This window comes from Aureimonas phyllosphaerae (genome assembly GCF_900113065.1).
Classification (GTDB): Bacteria; Pseudomonadota; Alphaproteobacteria; order Rhizobiales; family Rhizobiaceae; genus Aureimonas; species Aureimonas phyllosphaerae.
Window position 1 is genome coordinate 26,908 of record NZ_FOOA01000025.1, and the last position, 16,023, is coordinate 42,930.

The 16,023-nt window shown below is 66.1% G+C and carries 26 protein-coding genes; 18 read left to right on the forward strand and 8 right to left on the reverse strand.

Going from position 1 to position 16,023, the window contains the following annotated elements; translation table 11 throughout:
• Nucleotides 1–317: 317 nt before the first annotated feature.
• From BM175_RS19820 to BM175_RS19855, 8 genes are read right to left on the reverse strand one after another with little or no spacing between them, the layout of a single operon-like run.
• The gene (locus BM175_RS19820; protein ID WP_090966181.1) at nucleotides 318–2,057 is read right to left on the reverse strand and encodes a phage/plasmid primase, P4 family; all 1,740 of its coding nucleotides are present in this window, start codon (nucleotides 2,055–2,057) and stop codon (nucleotides 318–320) included.
• A gap of 14 nt (nucleotides 2,058–2,071) precedes the next feature.
• The gene (locus BM175_RS19825) at nucleotides 2,072–2,263 is read right to left on the reverse strand and encodes a hypothetical protein (protein WP_090966183.1); all 192 of its coding nucleotides are present in this window, start codon (nucleotides 2,261–2,263) and stop codon (nucleotides 2,072–2,074) included.
• Complete coding sequence (locus BM175_RS19830) at nucleotides 2,260–3,333, reverse strand: helix-turn-helix domain-containing protein (protein ID WP_090966185.1); 1,074 nt, start codon at nucleotides 3,331–3,333, stop codon at nucleotides 2,260–2,262. Before BM175_RS19830 ends, BM175_RS19825 begins: the two co-directional genes overlap by 4 nt.
• On the reverse strand, nucleotides 3,330–3,713 hold the full coding sequence (locus tag BM175_RS19835) for a hypothetical protein (protein ID WP_090966186.1): 384 nt from the start codon (nucleotides 3,711–3,713) through the stop codon (nucleotides 3,330–3,332). Before BM175_RS19835 ends, BM175_RS19830 begins: the two co-directional genes overlap by 4 nt.
• Nucleotides 3,710–5,005: a primase/helicase family protein gene (locus BM175_RS19840; protein WP_090966188.1), complete on the reverse strand. Its 1,296-nt coding sequence runs from the start codon at nucleotides 5,003–5,005 to the stop codon at nucleotides 3,710–3,712. The genes BM175_RS19835 and BM175_RS19840 overlap by 4 nt, the downstream gene beginning before the upstream one ends.
• Nucleotides 5,002–5,256 (reverse strand): DeoR family transcriptional regulator, encoded by a 255-nt coding sequence (locus BM175_RS19845; RefSeq protein ID WP_090966190.1) that lies wholly within the window; start codon nucleotides 5,254–5,256, stop codon nucleotides 5,002–5,004. The genes BM175_RS19840 and BM175_RS19845 overlap by 4 nt, the downstream gene beginning before the upstream one ends.
• On the reverse strand, nucleotides 5,253–5,729 hold the full coding sequence (locus BM175_RS19850) for a hypothetical protein (protein ID WP_139224718.1): 477 nt from the start codon (nucleotides 5,727–5,729) through the stop codon (nucleotides 5,253–5,255). The genes BM175_RS19845 and BM175_RS19850 overlap by 4 nt, the downstream gene beginning before the upstream one ends.
• The gene (locus BM175_RS19855) at nucleotides 5,726–6,079 is read right to left on the reverse strand and encodes a carph-isopro domain-containing protein (protein ID WP_090966194.1); all 354 of its coding nucleotides are present in this window, start codon (nucleotides 6,077–6,079) and stop codon (nucleotides 5,726–5,728) included. Before BM175_RS19855 ends, BM175_RS19850 begins: the two co-directional genes overlap by 4 nt.
• 63 nt (nucleotides 6,080–6,142) lie before the next feature.
• On the opposite strand from BM175_RS19855, the gene BM175_RS19860 reads away from it, so the two are divergent.
• The 18 genes from BM175_RS19860 to BM175_RS19940 all read left to right on the forward strand — a co-directional run bounded on the left by BM175_RS19860 (nucleotide 6,143) and on the right by BM175_RS19940 (nucleotide 15,914).
• Nucleotides 6,143–6,832, forward strand: coding sequence for a LexA family protein (locus tag BM175_RS19860; protein WP_090966196.1), 690 nt, complete (start codon nucleotides 6,143–6,145; stop codon nucleotides 6,830–6,832).
• A 407-nt stretch (nucleotides 6,833–7,239) separates the two neighbouring features.
• Nucleotides 7,240–7,590 (forward strand): hypothetical protein, encoded by a 351-nt coding sequence (locus BM175_RS19865; RefSeq protein WP_090966198.1) that lies wholly within the window; start codon nucleotides 7,240–7,242, stop codon nucleotides 7,588–7,590.
• Nucleotides 7,590–7,727, forward strand: coding sequence for a hypothetical protein (locus tag BM175_RS22845; protein WP_175526935.1), 138 nt, complete (start codon nucleotides 7,590–7,592; stop codon nucleotides 7,725–7,727). The genes BM175_RS19865 and BM175_RS22845 overlap by 1 nt, the downstream gene beginning before the upstream one ends.
• Nucleotides 7,724–8,002, forward strand: a complete 279-nt coding sequence (locus BM175_RS19870) for a hypothetical protein (protein WP_090966200.1) — start codon at nucleotides 7,724–7,726, stop codon at nucleotides 8,000–8,002. The genes BM175_RS22845 and BM175_RS19870 overlap by 4 nt, the downstream gene beginning before the upstream one ends.
• Nucleotides 7,999–8,277 carry a hypothetical protein gene (locus BM175_RS19875; protein ID WP_090966202.1) on the forward strand — a complete coding sequence of 93 codons (279 nt, stop codon included), beginning with the start codon at nucleotides 7,999–8,001 and terminating at the stop codon, nucleotides 8,275–8,277. The genes BM175_RS19870 and BM175_RS19875 overlap by 4 nt, the downstream gene beginning before the upstream one ends.
• A complete protein-coding gene (locus BM175_RS19880) occupies nucleotides 8,277–8,474 on the forward strand; it encodes a hypothetical protein (RefSeq protein ID WP_090966204.1) in 198 nt (65 codons plus the stop codon). The genes BM175_RS19875 and BM175_RS19880 overlap by 1 nt, the downstream gene beginning before the upstream one ends.
• Before the next feature lie 13 nt (nucleotides 8,475–8,487).
• Nucleotides 8,488–8,763 carry a hypothetical protein gene (locus tag BM175_RS19885; protein ID WP_090966206.1) on the forward strand — a complete coding sequence of 92 codons (276 nt, stop codon included), beginning with the start codon at nucleotides 8,488–8,490 and terminating at the stop codon, nucleotides 8,761–8,763.
• Nucleotides 8,760–9,257: a hypothetical protein gene (locus BM175_RS19890; protein WP_090966208.1), complete on the forward strand. Its 498-nt coding sequence runs from the start codon at nucleotides 8,760–8,762 to the stop codon at nucleotides 9,255–9,257. Before BM175_RS19885 ends, BM175_RS19890 begins: the two co-directional genes overlap by 4 nt.
• Complete coding sequence (locus BM175_RS19895) at nucleotides 9,254–9,925, forward strand: HD domain-containing protein (RefSeq protein WP_090966210.1); 672 nt, start codon at nucleotides 9,254–9,256, stop codon at nucleotides 9,923–9,925. The genes BM175_RS19890 and BM175_RS19895 overlap by 4 nt, the downstream gene beginning before the upstream one ends.
• 13 nt (nucleotides 9,926–9,938) lie before the next feature.
• Nucleotides 9,939–10,277: a hypothetical protein gene (locus BM175_RS19900; RefSeq protein ID WP_090966212.1), complete on the forward strand. Its 339-nt coding sequence runs from the start codon at nucleotides 9,939–9,941 to the stop codon at nucleotides 10,275–10,277.
• Nucleotides 10,278–10,312: 35 nt separating this feature from the next.
• A complete protein-coding gene (locus BM175_RS19905; RefSeq protein ID WP_090966214.1) occupies nucleotides 10,313–11,347 on the forward strand; it encodes a DUF2303 family protein in 1,035 nt (344 codons plus the stop codon).
• A gap of 3 nt (nucleotides 11,348–11,350) precedes the next feature.
• The gene (dnaN, locus tag BM175_RS19910; protein ID WP_090966216.1) at nucleotides 11,351–12,493 is read left to right on the forward strand and encodes a DNA polymerase III subunit beta; all 1,143 of its coding nucleotides are present in this window, start codon (nucleotides 11,351–11,353) and stop codon (nucleotides 12,491–12,493) included.
• A gap of 2 nt (nucleotides 12,494–12,495) precedes the next feature.
• Nucleotides 12,496–12,696 (forward strand): hypothetical protein, encoded by a 201-nt coding sequence (locus BM175_RS19915; protein WP_090966218.1) that lies wholly within the window; start codon nucleotides 12,496–12,498, stop codon nucleotides 12,694–12,696.
• Entirely contained in the window at nucleotides 12,693–13,181 is a 489-nt protein-coding gene (locus tag BM175_RS19920) for a hypothetical protein (protein ID WP_090966220.1), read from the forward strand. The genes BM175_RS19915 and BM175_RS19920 overlap by 4 nt, the downstream gene beginning before the upstream one ends.
• A gap of 3 nt (nucleotides 13,182–13,184) precedes the next feature.
• Nucleotides 13,185–13,460: a hypothetical protein gene (locus BM175_RS19925; RefSeq protein ID WP_090966222.1), complete on the forward strand. Its 276-nt coding sequence runs from the start codon at nucleotides 13,185–13,187 to the stop codon at nucleotides 13,458–13,460.
• A complete protein-coding gene (locus tag BM175_RS19930; RefSeq protein ID WP_090966224.1) occupies nucleotides 13,460–14,458 on the forward strand; it encodes a phosphoadenosine phosphosulfate reductase domain-containing protein in 999 nt (332 codons plus the stop codon). Before BM175_RS19925 ends, BM175_RS19930 begins: the two co-directional genes overlap by 1 nt.
• Complete coding sequence (locus BM175_RS19935) at nucleotides 14,455–14,697, forward strand: helix-turn-helix domain-containing protein (RefSeq protein WP_244546092.1); 243 nt, start codon at nucleotides 14,455–14,457, stop codon at nucleotides 14,695–14,697. Before BM175_RS19930 ends, BM175_RS19935 begins: the two co-directional genes overlap by 4 nt.
• A complete protein-coding gene (locus BM175_RS19940) occupies nucleotides 14,694–15,914 on the forward strand; it encodes a site-specific integrase (protein ID WP_244546093.1) in 1,221 nt (406 codons plus the stop codon). Before BM175_RS19935 ends, BM175_RS19940 begins: the two co-directional genes overlap by 4 nt.
• The last annotated feature ends 109 nt before the right edge of the window (nucleotides 15,915–16,023 follow it).

The window sequence follows — 16,023 nt, forward strand, 5'->3', positions numbered from 1 at the left end:
ACCCTTGAAGAAAGCCGTTTAAAAACAATGGGTTTGGAAGCTTGGGAGGATTGGGAGGATGAAATTCGCCTAACGTAAGAAGAGACCTTTCCTTTCGCTGGCCCCTATCCCCACGAAGGCACGCGCGTGAGAAAAGCCGGGATCATCCTCCCAATCCTCCCAAGCTTCCAAACCCGTTGAAATCCCACACCCTTTTCGCAGGGCCGCAAGCCGATGCCGGACGGTCTACCCTCCCAACCGGCCCAAGATCGGGGACGTCGGGCGAGTTGACCCCATCGGCAGGGTGCGCAGAGAAAGGGGAAAGGGTTCGGCATCGCTCAGTCCCGCGGCGCGAAGGGTCGGTCGCCGGTGTCGCTGTGAGTGGCGTTCGGGCCTGGCTGGAAGCGTTCCTTGATGCGGATGCCACGATAGAGTGTTGCCCCGCTCTTGCGCTTCGAGAACATCTGCATCGTGCCGTCGGGGGCCTTCCACGATCGTCGAGTCTGGTCGGGCAATCGCCGGGTGAAGGTCGACTGCGGGAAGGCGTACTGCCCCTCCTGCCGGCAGAAGACCGAGTAGGCGAGATAGAGATCGCCCGGCGATACGGAGTGCAGGTCCTCGCCGGTCACGTCGCAGGCGACGCGAATGAACGCCCCGACCGGGTCGCTTTCCTCCCGGTGCTCCTGCACGGCCGCCAGCACTTCCTTCGGCGGTTCCAGCCCCCCAAGGGATAGGAATTCCAGCGCCCCCGAGATCATCCAGGCGAGGATTCCGTCGCGCTCCGCCAGAAGCCGTTCCGGCAGCGTCTTGTCGCGCTCGGCCGGCGGGATCTGCACGCCCCATTCGAACAGGTGGACGCGACGCCAGATGCCGTCATCGTCGCCGAGGATGCGAGGCTTGTGGTTGCCGGTGATGACGAACTTCGCCTTGATGACGATCTCGACGAAATCCTGATGCAGCTTGCGCACCGCCATCTTGTCGCCGCCGGTCAGGAGCTTGATGAGGCCCTCGCGGAGCTTCGCCCCCTCGTCGCCTTCCGAGGCGAGACAGCCCCTCGCCCCGTTGAGGCGCGCAAGGTCCGGCGTCGCCTCGGCGCCCGAGCGCCGGCTCTCACCGGTGAAGCTGTCGATCGAAAGCGTGACGGCATAGTCGGCGAGGATCTTCGCGATGACGTCGGTGAAGGTCGACTTGCCGTTCGCGCCGATGCCGTAGAAGAAGGCGATCATCTGCTCCGAGGTCAGGCCGGTCAGCATGTACCCGGACAGGCGCTGCAGATAGCGGCGCATCTCGACCTTCGGCTGAACGCGCTGCAGGAACTGGAAGAAGGTCGGCGCCAGGATGCGCGCGGCCTCCTCGAACTGCTCCGCCCCCATCACCGTCGGCCCCGGCGTGAGATAGCCGTCGGCGCACTGGATATGCGCATCGCAGAGCTTCGTGATGAGGTCGTCGCGGTTCCAGTCGTCGAGCCGGACGCCCCACAGGAACACCGGATGGTCAGGATCGGATTCCGGGTCCTCGAGCGCGCGTACGAAGCGCAGCGTTCCAGATCGCGTGTTGAGCGCGAGGTCCTCGCCGTTGAAGAGGTCGACCGTCTTCGAAAGATAGGGCGCCGCCTCCTTCAGCATGTTGTCGAGCTTGCCCGAACCAGCCGTCGACTTGGCGTGCCGGGCGCGGGCCGCGGCGCGGTCCTCAAGCTTGGCGAGAATCCTGTCACGCTCGGCGATCGCCTTTTTGGCGGCCGAGACGCCGGAAGCGTTGCCGGCAGCCTCGATGCTGGGCAGATCGCGCTCCGCATCGCTGCCCGCCTCGACGAGCAATTCCTCGGCGGTCGTCAGGGAAATTTCGCGGCACTCCAGCCGGATTGCCTCGGCGGTTTGATGCGAGAGCGGACGAACCACCGATCCATCCTCGTCTTCGCGCCAGCGCAGGCCGTCGTAGCCGTGCCAGCCGATCTTCGCTGCGAACAGGACGTCGCGGCCGTGCCGATGCTGGAACCGACGGCCGTTGCCGATGTCGGTTTCGGGCTCCGCCGCGCAGAGGGCGAGGAGGGAAACCCCTTCCTGTGACTTGTCGAGCATGCTGTCCCCCGCCTTCAGTCGTCGGACCAAAGGTCGCTGTGATCGTCGAAAAGACCGGCGGCCACGTCGTCCCAATAGGACTGGCAACCTCGGCAGTGTTTTTCGCCGTCCCTCTCCGCCTCGATCGGTGCGGGGCAGGTCTGGCAGGTGATGGAGCGCTCCGAGATCAGCGCCTCGTGCGCTTCGCGCAGGAGAAGTGCTCTCACTCGACTGCCACCGCGCCCTCGGACTGCAGCCGCAGCCCGGTCACGGCCCCCGCCTCGCGTCGGCCGCCGAGCTGCTTCAAGCTGGCGCCGAAATTGGCGCGCACCATCGGCGTCTGGCCGCGTGCGCGGCAGAAGCCGATGTAACGATCGTAGGCGGCCGCGAAGTCGAAGCCGGGGCCGGCGTCGTCGCGCGCCAGGTGGATCTGGGCGAAGACGGTGAAGTTGCGCTCAGCCGGCGTCGGACCCTCCGCGATGCGGAACTCGAGCGGCCGTCGCATCGGCACCACGAGGTCATCCTCGTCCGAGAGCAGTCCGAGCGGCCGGCGCGGCGCATGCCTTTCCTCTAGCAGGCGATCGAGAACGGAGCGCGTCAAGTCGAAGGCCTTCGCCGTCGCCATCAGGACCGCAGCCTCGGACCGGCTTGGGTCCTCGCTGCGCTGGCGTTCGGCAAACAGCAACAGCATTTCCTGCCGCTCGGCTTCATCCAGCGCGGTGAAACCGTCGAGGTCGAATGGTCCGAATAGGTCGCCGCCGATCGTCGGCGGAAGAATGGCGAGTGCCGACACGGGCGCCTCCGGCTTGGCTGTGGAAACGGGGAGAGGGTCAACGATCGTTGTCGGCAGTGCAGGTTCAGGCTGGCAGACCGGAACAGGCTGCGGGTCTGCGGCCGGCTGAGCCGGAATGGGGGGCGGCGGGCTGTAGGCGGCCACCGATGCCGCCTCGCGGTAGAAGCCGTGGTGCCGCGCCAGCGCGATGATACGATTGGCGGGATCGGCGCAGGCAGGCTCCACGCCCAACGCCTCGCACCACCGCTGATAGGCTCGCCCGGCATGCAGCACGGTCGTGTGGTCGCGATCGAAGATGCGCCCGATCTCGGGCAGTGATCCGCCGCCGCGCGGCAACCCGCTTCGATCGTTCAGCAGGATACCGATAGCCGTCTGCCGAGCCTTGACGATGCGGGGAATGCGCAGCTGCGACAGCAGCTCGCCGCGCGTGACTCCGAACGCCTCAGACACAGCGTCAAGGAACTGGTTTAGGCGCGCTCGCGCCGTCGGACCGATAGCGTTCATGCCGCGATCTCCTTGTCGTTAGCGGCCAAGCGCGCGCCTATAGCCGCAAAGGCACGTAGCGTTGCCGCAAGCAGCGCGTTGGCCGGGTCGACGGCGTAGCCGGTGAAGGGCGAAGCGGTGCCAGGAAGGATGAGCGTCGCACCGAACGCGAACGAGGCGCCCGCCTGACGCTTGCCGATCGTCCAGCGCGCTGCGGGAAAGAGATCGTCGAGCATGCGGAAGGCGCCGGACAGATCGCCGACGAGGCCGCGCGTGTGCCGAAGCCAGATCTCCGACTGGCCCATGCCAGCATGCTCAGCCAGCCAGTGCAGAAGGTCCGCGTCGAGGTCGAGATCGCGGGACCCCGACAATTCGAGCCGATGCACGAGGATCGCCGTCATGCAGCCTCCATTTCAGGTTCGAGCGCGGCCGCGACGTCCGCCCAGTCGCCGCCGACGGGCGCGAACAGCGCGCGGACGGTGCGGCCCTCGCGCGCGTGCCGGGCACAGCCGCGCTTCAGCGCCGCGCGCGTCATCACCGGTTCGCTGTCGCCGTCGCCGAGCAGCACGAGTTCGTCGATCCATGCAGGCACCGGCACCGCGTCCGACCCCATGTCCGGCTCGAGGCCGGGCACGAAGTGAGGCTTCATCACTCCGTTGGTCGCTCGACGCTTGATCGTCGGATGGCGAATTCGGCTGCCCGGCTCGTCGCGCCCACTGCGGGCCTTGCCGGCGAGATTTCCGAGATCGCCGGCGGCGCAATAGAACGTGTCTGCGCGAAACCCGTCGAAGCGGGCGAAGCCGAGGACCGTCTCGATCCCTTCGCCCACCACCATGCGGGTCGCCGACGACAGGAGCCCGAGGACCGGGATCACCCCGCCCGCTTTCGAGCCGCGCATCTTCTTCGACGGCAACGGCTCACCGTCGACCGGCGAGACGAGCGTCGGCCTGAACTTGGGCGCAGCGTCGAGATCGATCCAAGTCGCATGCAGCCCGATCGACATCCAGCGGAAGCCCGAAGCCGATCCGGCATCTGGAACCAGCCTGCAGAACAACCCGAGCTGCGCCGGGCCGTGGTGAATCGCGACCTTTGCGCCCTTCCCGTCCTCGGCGAAGAAACCGAGACGCGGATGCGTCCGCAGATAGGCGCCGTCGAGGCGCGAGACGTCGAGCCGGCGCGCGGCAAGGTAGGCTTTTGCCGAAGCGCTATTGCAATCGAACGCGGCCGCCTCGCGCCAGAGGGCGCGACAACGATCCCACTCGCGGGCGCGGTACTGGTTCTGTTGCGCTTCGCGCTCGACCTCTTCGCGAGCCGCGCGCTCGCGCTGCTCCGCAAGCCGGTGCTCGGCCGCCTCGCGCCGTGCGGCGCGCTCGGCATCGTCGCCCCCGTCGCGGCTCGGACGGTCGCGGCCGTTCAGAAGCTCGCACGCGTCGAGAAAGTCGAGCCCTGTCAGGTGCTTCACCAGCCCGATCGCGTCGCCGCCCTCGGCGCCGCGGCAGTTGAAGACGCTCTTCTGCGAGTTCAGAGAGAAACGATCCTTGCCGCCGCAGGACGGGCACGGTCCAACATGCTCAGGGCCTGACGAGCGCAACGACCGCAGCGAGAACCCGCAACGCTCGAACGCCTGCAGGACGGACACCGCGCGCGCATCCTCGACGAACGCATCCATCTCGAACGTGCGGGCGCCGGTCATGCGAGCGCCCAACAGATCATGCGCTGATAAACGGTTTGGACGCGCTTGACCTTCCCGGCCTTTTCCAAACGCTCAAGCTCACGCCGCACGGTGGCCGTCGAGATGCCGGGGCGTCGGGTGTGAGTGTCACGATCGCGCGGAGTCGAGCGGAGTACGTTGGCCACGTAGTACGTCATTCCGCCGGCGGAGTTGCGTACGCGTAGGACGCCGAGGATATCGTCGGCCAAGGTTGCAGTGCGGGCGCCGGTCATGCCGAAGCTTCCACCTTGGCGCGGATCGCGGCGGCCATGCGCTCGACGTCGGCGAGCTCGGCAAGGATCGCCTCGCGGTCCTTCCGGCAGATGGTGCCGTCGTCGAGCGCCGCGAACATCGTGTCCTGCAGGTCGGCGAACTCGCGCGTGAGGTTCCGGATGTCGGAATGGCCGAAGACGCCCGCCGACGCGGAGCGCTCGAGCAGGCGCAACTCGTAGCCCTGCGCGGCGGCCAGCGCGCGGGCATGCAGCGGCTCGCCCGCGAGGAAATCGAGATCGAGCGCCACGTCGAGCGCCACGAACCGCTCCTCGTGATCCACGTGCGGCGAGCACGCGAACGACAGAGCCGCTTCGCCGACCCGAACCAGCCTCTCTCGCACCAGCGCGGCCGCACCGCCCGCGGCGGTCAGCGACAGCCGCGTGGCGAGCTTCAACCCGTTGCGCATGGTCTCGGACGACGGGCGACGGCTCACGACACGGCCCTCACGGGTGAAGCCGACGCCGCCGGGTTTACATGACACACCGGCGCATCCGCCCCATTCTTGCCATCATCAGACGAGGGGGCGGCCATGGAAGGCGCGAAGAAATCGGAATACGTGAGATCAACGCCACGGCTCTCGGCCTCGGCAATCAATTTCGGCACATGCCAATGCGGCACCGAACCGCCAGTGCCGCCCTTGTCTTTCGACAGGCGCCACTTCGTGACGGTGTGCACGTTGACGTCGACGATCGAAGCCACCTCGCGGATGCCTCCGAATTTCGCGATGATCGTAGCGGCGGGTTCATGATGCATGCGCAGATATTCGATAATCGAACAGAGCAAGTCAATCGATCATGTTCGATTTTAGCTCAGGACGAGCTTTCGCATCGTGTGCGAAAAACGAACATGCGCAACAATCCGTATCACGATTGGTTCGTCGAGCAGCTGGCCAAGTCAGGAAAGAGCCAGTCCGAGCTCGCGCGTCACATGGGCTTGAAGCCGTCCATGGTGAACAAGATCGTTCACGGGACGAGAAAGCTCTCCAGCTCAGAGGTAGCAGACGCTGCGTCATTCTTCGGCCAATCTGCTCCGAGCTTCGACGAAGTCCGGGAGAGTGGGGGACTGCGGTCCGTCGTCGTAGTGGGCCGGGTTGAGGCTGGAGCGTTCCGCGAAGTCGACGATATGATCGATGACAGCGAGCGTGAAGAGATCGCGCTACCCGCCGATAATCTCTTCCCGAACGCTCGCATCATGGCGTTCGACGTCATTGGGGACTCGATGAATGCTCTCAAGCCGCGCCCCATTTTGGAAGGCGACCGGGTGATTGCCGTCGCTTACGAGGACATCGCGCATCTCAAGCCCTTGCGGGATGGCCTCGTTGTAGTGGTAGAGCGGTCTCACAATAGCGGGATGATGCGCGAGTGGTCGGTCAAGCAGCTTGAGATCTTCGACGACCATTACGAGTTTCATCCGCGGTCGAGCAATCGGAAGCACAAGCCGATCCTTGTGGAACGCGACCTCAGCGCCGACGACGGCACGACCGTCGAGATCATTGCCGTCGTTCGACGCGTCGTGAACGACATCCAGTTCAACTAAGCTGCGATTGCACCGAGCACCTTGACGGCAACGATGGTCCCGACCGGGCTATCGCACTCTCGGCATATGAAGCGCTGTCTATCCAACAGTCCACTTTCAACCAACTCGTCCACGGTCGTCGGCGAATCGTCGCAAGCCTCTGGCGTAAGCGTCCGTCTCACGTCCTTTTTGCAGTTGAAACAACGGATGTGAACGCGGAACGAAGTGGGTAGGGGAACGTCTGCCGTCACGTTTGTTCTCCTCTTGTTCTCCTTCCCTTGTGCCGCCTTTGCAGGCCGAGAGTCCACCCGTCATCGTTGTGAATAGCTGTGCATAAGCCGGTTTGTTCTTTTTTCGAATAAAGGCGCTTGACGAGTATCTGTTCGATATTCGAATATGCCTCCATCCTCATTGGATCGGAGCATCCCATGCCCCTCCCCCTTCTGCAGACCGCCGAGCCGACCGCTGCCTCCCACGGTCGGCTCGGCGCCGACGCGCGCCCTACCGTTCCCCCCGTGCCGGCAGGGCGCGCGTCGGAAACCTATGATCAGGCTGATGCCTGGTCGGAGGACGTCGTCCGCCGCGAGTTCGGCGATCCGTCGGGGCTCGGCTTCGGCTTCGCCGATCCAGGCGAAATGGAACGCCGTGGCCGCGAGGAGTTCTGGCCGGAAGCCAGCCGCCTTGACCCGGCGACGATGCTGGCGATCGCTGCCTACTCGGCCTGCGTCGTGATCGCCGCCATCGTCGCCTACCCGTTCGTTTCGGACTGGCTCCGCTGATGCGCGCCTATCTCCGCGAACTCTGCTCGCTGGCGGCCGTCGGCCTGTTCATGGTCGGCTTCGTCGCACTCAGCGCCATCGTCGTCGAAGGCCGCGACGTGGCGCACGGCGTCGCGCTCGCCGAGGCCCGGCCATGACCGACTTCCGTGTCGAGGCCCATTCCGGTCGCGTGATGCTCTTCAAGATGAAGTCGGCCGAGGACGAACGCGATCGGCACGTCGCCACGATGACGCCCGGTGAAAGTGTGGCCCTCGGGTCCGGCCTGATCGAGCTCGCCGCCATCGCCCGCACGCAGTCCGCGGACAAGGATCAGGCGCGACGCGCCCAGCTGTCCTACGACATCGCCGACACCGAGACGAAGCTCGCCACGCTTCGTCGCGAGCTTTCGAGCATGGACGGAGGATCCCTGTGACCGCCGCCCTCACATCGGAGCAGCGCGTCCAGGCGCGCTCGGCGCTCGGCCTTGGCTTTGCGCCGAAGGTCTCTCAGCGCAACGAGGCACGCCCCCAACTCGGCGCGCACAGCTACGACGTCTGGCTCGGCATGGTCGCCGCCGGGCTCGCGGTCGAGTGCGAGACCACCGCGTTCTGGACGATCTTCCGCCTGACCCGTGCCGGCGCCGATGCCGCACTCGAGGCCGGCGAGAGCCTCGATCCGCGTCATTTCCCGCCGATCGGCGCGCACTGATGCCGACCTTCCGCGTCCACTTCGACACCGGCGAGGTCTTCGTCGTCGAGGCAGAAAGCCCCGAAGACGCACGCCGGAAGGCGCAAAACCGCAGCGAGCCGCGCCTCAGCGACCGCGAGCGGATCACCAGCATCAAGCTGGACCGCACGGCCCGGCATCAGTCCCGCCGCGAAACGCGGCTCACCCGCTTCCGCTGAAAGGAACCGACCGATGACCGAAGGTCAGCACATCATCGCGCGCGCCAAGGCATTCGCCGCCCACCACGCCGCTCTCGCCATCCCCTCCAAGGTGGAGCGCCCTGTCGCTGACGGGCCCTCGCCCGTCGCCCGGCGCATCGCCGACGACATGCTCGACATCGCCGGCACCTCCGCCTGCGTCGTCGAGGAGGACCTCCTCCTCCGCGGCTGGAACCGCGAGGATCTTCGCGTGCACGGCGCCGAGGCCCGCGAGATCGCCAACGCTGTCGCCGAGCGGAGCGCCCAGTGAGCGCCGCCGCCTGGAACCCGGTCGTGCAGTGGACGCCAAAGCATCTGGTGGACGAGGTCACGCCGCCGCCGCGCGATAGCCCCAGCGCTTGGATCGTCGGCCTCGCGCCCGCGAGCACGCTCTACGTCATCGCCGGCTTCGACGACGACGCGGAACTCGGCGAGACGGCGACGACCTGCGCCGTTGGCGAGACGATGATGTTTAAGCCCTACCGCGAGTTCAACTCGATCTACGTGACCGTCCAGCCCGACGGCTCGTGGGACACAAGTGACCCGATCCGCGCGGAAGCTGATCACTTTGCCGACGAGAACGGCGACTTCATTGGCGGATCGGTCTCTGAGGTCATCAGTCATTTCCAGAGCGCCGACGAGCGCCGCAACGAAGTCGCGGAGTTTCGCATCCATTCCTACCACTGGGGTAATGCGAAGCCGTTCCGTCTCGAAATATCTGCCGACACCGGCAAGGCGCACTTCAACCCGGTCGACGCCGGATGACCGCTTGGGCGCAGACACTGACGGGCCGTGCGCTCGACTTCGCCGAGCCGACGATCGCGCGCGAGCATCTGTTCGGCGAGGTGGCGCACGGTCTGGCGACGGTGAACCGCTACGCCGGGCAGCTGGCGATGCCGCTCTCGGTGGCGCAGCACTCGGTGATGATGGCCGAGGCGGCGTTCGACGAGACCGACGACGTCGAGCTCGCCGCGTTCTGCCTGCTCCACGATGCGCACGAGGCCTACTTCGGCGACTGGCCGAGCCCGGCGCAGGAGGCCGTCGGCGAGGCGATGGCGCGTCAGGCGGTCTCGGCAGGCATCAACGCGCTCGCGGCCGAAGCCCTGCGCATTCGCCATCGCCGCGGCATCGCCGAGGTCAAAGCGACGCTCGACCGGGCCGTGATGGAGGCTGCCGGCCTCTCCTACACGCGCTTCCAGATGCGAGGTGCGGAGGTTCATGAGTTCGACGTCCGCATGCTGCGCACGGAGCGTGACGCCCTGATGCCGCGCCCGCCGCGCGCTTGGGCGGCTGTCATCGAGGGCGCACGGCGCCTCGTCGTCCGCTCCAACCCCCGCTTCAAGTGCTGGGCCTGGCCGGAAGCCGAGGACCGCTTCCGCGGAGCCCTCGCCCGTCTCTGCCCCCTCACCGAACCCGCCGCGCTGACGGCCTGACAGGAGGAAGTCCATGAAGATCGTCCGCGAGCCGCAGGTGTTGCTCGGAATGCTGGAAGGCGGCGAGTTCGTCGGCAAGCTGCAGCATGAACTGTCCGACACGCTGCGCGCACTGGCTGAGAGTGCCGGCCCGAAGGGCAAGGCGTCCGGCCACGTTACGGTGAAGATGGCGCTGAAGGTCGAGGCCGGCATGGTGACGATCACGCCCGAACTCACCTCGAAGAAGCCCAAGGAGGAGTTCGGCCCGTCCACCTTCTGGGTGACCGAGGACGGCGAGCTTTCTACCCAGCATCCCCGTCAGACCGACATGTTCTCCGGCCCCCGCGACGCCAGCGACCGCGAGTTCGGCTGACCCCTTCCCGCCTGCCAACCTGAGAGGAGGCCACCATGGCCGAGACCACCACGCCCACGCCGATGAACGAACCGATCGTCGGCGAAGCCCTGCGGCTGGAGACCATCCGCATCGACGGCGACGCGGTCGAGAAGCTCGCATCGCTCGGCAGTCGCGCCACGGGTGTCGAGATCGAATGGATCGACACCCCCGCCGAGCTGCTGGGCCTGCCTGACAGCTTCCCCGTGGCCGTCGTTCACGGCGACAAGCCCGAGGTACGCAGCATCAAGGCGCTCGCCGACGAGTACCGCCTCTATCCCGAGTTCCGCCGAGGCGTGGCTCAGGTCGGCGACGTCGCAAGCCTGATCGACCTCCTCAACCGGCAGAAGCTGGAATCGTCCGTCGTCTTCGCGATCTCGGACTGGAAGAAGCCTTCGCTGACGGCCGTCGTCGACTATCACGACCTGGCGCGGCGCGACGGCCGTGGTGACGCCAACTGGGGCAAGCACCGCCTGCACTACGCCTTCCCCTTCTCCGACGAGTGGAGGACCTGGCTCGCGCACGACGGCAAGCCGATGGACCAGGCCGAGTTCGCCGAGTTCGTCGAGGAGCGCGCGCCCGACATGATCGCGCTCGTCGAGGCCGAGAACGCGCACCACGCCCGCGAACTCCAGGTCGACCGCATCGGCTCGCCCATCCAGATATTCGAACTCGCCCGCGGCCTCGAAATCAACGTCGGCGGCAAGGTGAAGCAAAACATCAAGCTTCAGTCGGGCGAGGCGAAGATCAGCTTCGAGGAAAGTCACACCGGTCGAGACGGCGCGCCCATCACCGTGCCGGGCGCCTTCGCCCTGTCGATCCCGCTTTTCTACAACGAAGAGCCGATCACGATCCCCGTCCGCCTGCGCTATCGCCTCATCGGCGGCGCGATCGTCTGGACCTACAAGCTCTTCCGCGTCGATCGCCTCGTCGCCGAAGCGGTGAAGCTCGCGAAGGACGAGGTCCGCGAGAAGACCGGCCTGCCGGTTTACGAGGGCGCCCCCGAGATGTTGGCCGACGGCCGCATCCTGACCGGCGCCGGCGGAGCCTGATCGATGTCCGTCGCCTTCACCGTTCCCCAAGACGTTCTTCTCCGCCTCGTCTCGCGCGTCGAGCTCGTGATCGAGAAGCGCAACACGATCCCCATCCTGTCCAACGTCCTGGTTTCGGCGAACGGCGACGGCTCGCTCTCCGTCGAAGGCACCGACCTCGATATCTGGATCCGGATGGAAGCCGATCCCGGTGCGGCCGACGTGTCGGTCCCCGGATCGACCACCGTTCCCGCCGGGCTGCTGAAGGACATCCTCCGCAAGCTCGGCAAGGGCGACGTGCGCTTCGCCAACGACGGACGCTTCGCGACCATCACCAGCGGCAAGGCGCGATTCAACCTCAACGAGCTGCCGCCGGAGGACTTCCCCGACATCACCGGCGTGAATGCCAAGCAGGCGTCCGAGTTCGAGGTCTGGCCGGGTTCGCTCACCGCGATCCTGTCGGACGTCGGCTTCGCGACGTCGACCGAGGAGACCCGCTACTACCTCAACGGCGTCTATCTGCACCCGGTCGAGGTCGACGGCGTCCACAAGCTCGCGGCCGTTGCGACCGATGGGCATCGCCTGTCGAAGCTCGTGCAGGGCGTCGAGGGCGAGATCGCCGAGATGAAAGGCGTGATCGTCCACAACAAAACGCTTCGCCTGTTCAAGTCGATGGCCGAGTGGTGCCCGGAGGGCGAGCGCGTCGCGATCACCTGCGACGAGTTCAAGGTGATGTTCTCCGCCGGCGGATTCCGCCTGGTGTCGAAGCTGATCGACGGCACCTTTCCGGACTACACGCGCGTCATCCCGGGCGGCAACCCGAACAGCTTCATTGTATCGCCTGCCGCGCTGCGCGCCGCGGTCGACCGTGTGTCCACTGTGTCGTCGGAGCGCGGCCGCGCCGCGACCTTCGGCATCGACAACGAGCGGCTCGACCTCACCGTCCGCTCACCCGACGCCGGCGAGGCGCGCGAGGAACTCACGATCCAGTCCGCCGGGGACTTCGCGCTCGAGATCGGCTTCAACGCGAAATACGTCGTCGACGTGCTCGCGACCTTCGAGGCCGAGACTCTCCGCTTCGCCCTCGGCGACGCCGGCTCCCCCGCGCTGATCACCAACCCCGCCGACGCGAGCCGCCTCGTCGTGCTGATGCCGATGAGGGTGTGACGATGAGCGCCACGCCCGTTCTCGACCGAATCCGCCGTATCGAAGACGCCCTTGCCGAAGCTCTGCGCCAGCAGGGCGCCGACGTCGAGAACTATCACGGCGATCTCATTGCCTTCATCGACTTCGAAGGACTGATGCTCGCGAACCGCCCAGCGGTCGACGTCACACGCTTGGCGAAAGACGTGGAGCGGGCGCTGTCATGACCCGCCACCTCACCGAGCGCCAGCGCGCCGAGCAGGTTATCTTCATCGACCAGCTCGCCCACGTCGTCGAGGTCGGCGCCAGCGACCCGACCGACGCGGAGGTCAGGGTCGTCCTCGCACGGTTGGCCGAGGCGCGTCGCGACACGATCGCGGGCTTGCTCTGGTCCGAACAGCAGCAGCTGTCGCGCCGCGTCTTGCGTGCCGATATTGAGGCCTTCGCGCCGGCGCGCCGGGTCAATGCACCCGTCGCCGGCTTCGGCCTTGCCCTTTACTGCCTGCTGCGTCGGCTGATCGACGCGGCTTACCTTGTGATCGGCGACGGCTCGCCGCTGGACCAGGCAACGACGACGATCCTCGTCTCGCTGGAAGATTACGCCAGCCGGCCAGGCGCGATGGATCGGGCCGAGCGCGACGCTGATGCCATCGCCGCAACGCTGCGCGCCAGCGGCTACCTGCAGGGCCTCGACGCCCCAACGGACGCCTGACCAATGCGTGCGGCCGAACAGATCCCGCTCTTCGACCTCGGGGCCCCGCCTGTGACGGCGCAGATGCGAAAGGATCTCGCCAAGCTCGAGGCCGCGCGCCCGTGGGGCATGCCCCGTTTCAAGAACGACTGGCGCACCCCGGCCGCGCGCATCACCGGCCAGAACGCCGCCATCCTCCGCCTGCACGGCCTCGCTCGAACCGACTACGAGCCCCGCACCCCCGCCCTGAAAATCACCCCTGCCGGCCGCCGCATCGTGGCCGCGATGGAAACCAACTGATGCTGCACGTTGTATCCGTCTCCGGCGGCAAAGACAGCACTGCCACCTACTGCCGGGCGATCGAGCGAGGCGTGCCGTTTCGCGCAGTAGCAGCTGACACCGGCAACGAGCACCCGGCGACTTATGAGGCCGTGAACCGACTGCACGAGAAGACAGGCGGTCCGCCAGTTGAATGGGTTAAGGCCAACTTCGCCGACCGGATCGCAGGCAAGCGCCGCTTCATCGAACGCAACTGGGCAGCTCACGGCGTTCCCGAGGATCTGGTCGCACGCGCGCTTGCCGTGCTGCATCCGACCGGCAATCCCTTTCTCGACCTATGCCTCTGGAAGGGCCGCTTCCCAAGCCGGAAGGCCCAGTTCTGCACGTTCGAGCTGAAGGTGCAGCCGATCGACCGGCATGTGACCCGTCCGATGTTGGCCACCGGTGAGACGGTGATCTCCTGGCAGGGCGTGCGCGCAGCGGAGAGCATCGTCCGGCGGGGGTTGCCGCCCCTCCAGAGACTGAACGCGCATGAGGATCTACCGGGGCGCCTGTTCGTCTATCGGCCACTCCTGCGCGTCGCGAGCGTCGAAGAGGTGTTCGCCATCGCAAGACGGCACGGCGTCGAGCCGAACCCGCTCTACGGCTGGGGCCTGAGCCGCGTCGGATGCTTCCCGTGCATCAACTGCACGAAGGGCGAGCTGGCGCTCGTGGATCGTGTCTTTCCCGAGCAGATTGATCGGCTTGAAGAATGGGAAGGCCTCGTCTCCGAAGCCTCAAAACGTGGATACGCTGGGTTTTTCGCCCTCGTGAACGATCCAGTCATGTTGGCGGAGTTCAACATGATCTCCGTCGAAGCTGGCCAGCCGGCACACCATGTTAGCCATACCGATTTCATCAAGCGCTTCGGCGTCCGCCGCATGGTCGAGTGGGCGAAGACGGATCGCGGCGGGCGCCAGTACAGCCTTCTTGCCCGCGACATTGGCACGGCCTGCAACGAGTGGGGGCTTTGCGGATGACGGAGAAGCTGTTCCTCGACGATCGTGAGATCGCCATGCGCCTCGGCGTGAAGCCGAATCTCTTTTCAGCGATCGCCAAGACGCTAGAGAAGTCTGGCTTCCCCCAGCCCGACCCTCTCTTTGAGGACAAGCGCTACTGGCCTGCCTGCCGGTCCTTCCTCGACCGCCGCCACAATGTCCATCAGGATGCCGGGGGGGGCGATGCCCCGTTGCAGCTTGATGGAAAGGAAAACTGGTGAAGCAAGACATTCCCGGCCTGCAGCGCAGGAAGCGGGCGAACGGCCAAGCGCTCTATTGGGTCGCCCGCGCGATCTCGCGCCGATCGGAGGGTTACCAGACGCCAACGATCCGCATCCATGCCACCGACGAAACCGAGATCGCCGCGCTGTGCGCCCGGTACACGGCCGAGTTCTTGGAGTGGTTGAGCGACAAGGACGACCCACGCCCCTGCCGCTTCGAGGGCACGATCAAGGCGCTGACGACGCTCTATCGCAAGAACCCCGACAGCCCGTACCACGACCTCAAACCGAACTCGCGTGCCATGTACGATGAGTCGCTCGATCTCCTGGAGAAGACGGTCGGCGATCGACAGCTCGCGCGCTTGAACGGAAACGACTTCCGCCGCTGGTACAAGAAGCTGCGCGAGCCGGCGCCACCGAAGAAGGACGGCGATCCGGTCGGCCCCGAGCGCATCCGGCGCGCCTTCAAGGCGATGCAGCTCTTACGCATCGCGGTGAAATTCGGCGTGACGGTCGACGTGAAGGAATGCGTCCGCCTCGCGACGATACTGAGCAACATGCGCTTCGAATCGCCGGGCGCGCGTGAGGTCTTTGTGACCTTCGAGCAGTCGGCCGCGATAATCGCCAAGGCGATCGAGCTCGGGCGGCCCAGCATCGCCATCGCCCAAGCCCTCCAATTCGACCTGACCCTTCGGCAGATCGACGTGATCGGGAGATGGGATAAGTGCGAGCGTGGAGCCAGCGGCATCATCAGCCGCGGACGTCGCTGGTCGGGCGGCCTCGTTTGGAGCGAGATCGACGCCGAGGGCATTCTCCGGAAGAAGACCACGAAGACCGGCCAGGAAGCCGTTCACGACACGAAGGCCTATCCGCTCGTCGCGCAGTGCCTCGACCTTGTTGCGGCCGACAAGCGAATCGGCCCGGTCATCATCAACGAGACTACTGGGCTGCCCTACCGCTATCGAAACTTCTACCAGATGTGGCGAGCCATCGCGACGAAGGCGGGCGTGCCGGTTACGGTTTGGAACCGCGACAGCCGCGCCGGCGGGGTGACAGAAGGGTCCGACGCAGGCGTTGACCTGGAGACGCTTCGCCATCATGCGAATCACTCTCAGGCCTCGACGACGGCGATCTACAGCCGGAAAACGCTGGAGAAAACACGCACCGTTGCGGCAATCCGAGTCGCTGCCCGGAACAAGCCAGAAACGCCCGCGTAACAACGCCGTCGCAACACCGTCGCAACGCACCGGGCAGTCAGCAGACTAAAACACTGAATTCGTTGGCGATCTCAGTAGGATTCGAACCTACGACCCCCAGATTAGGAAT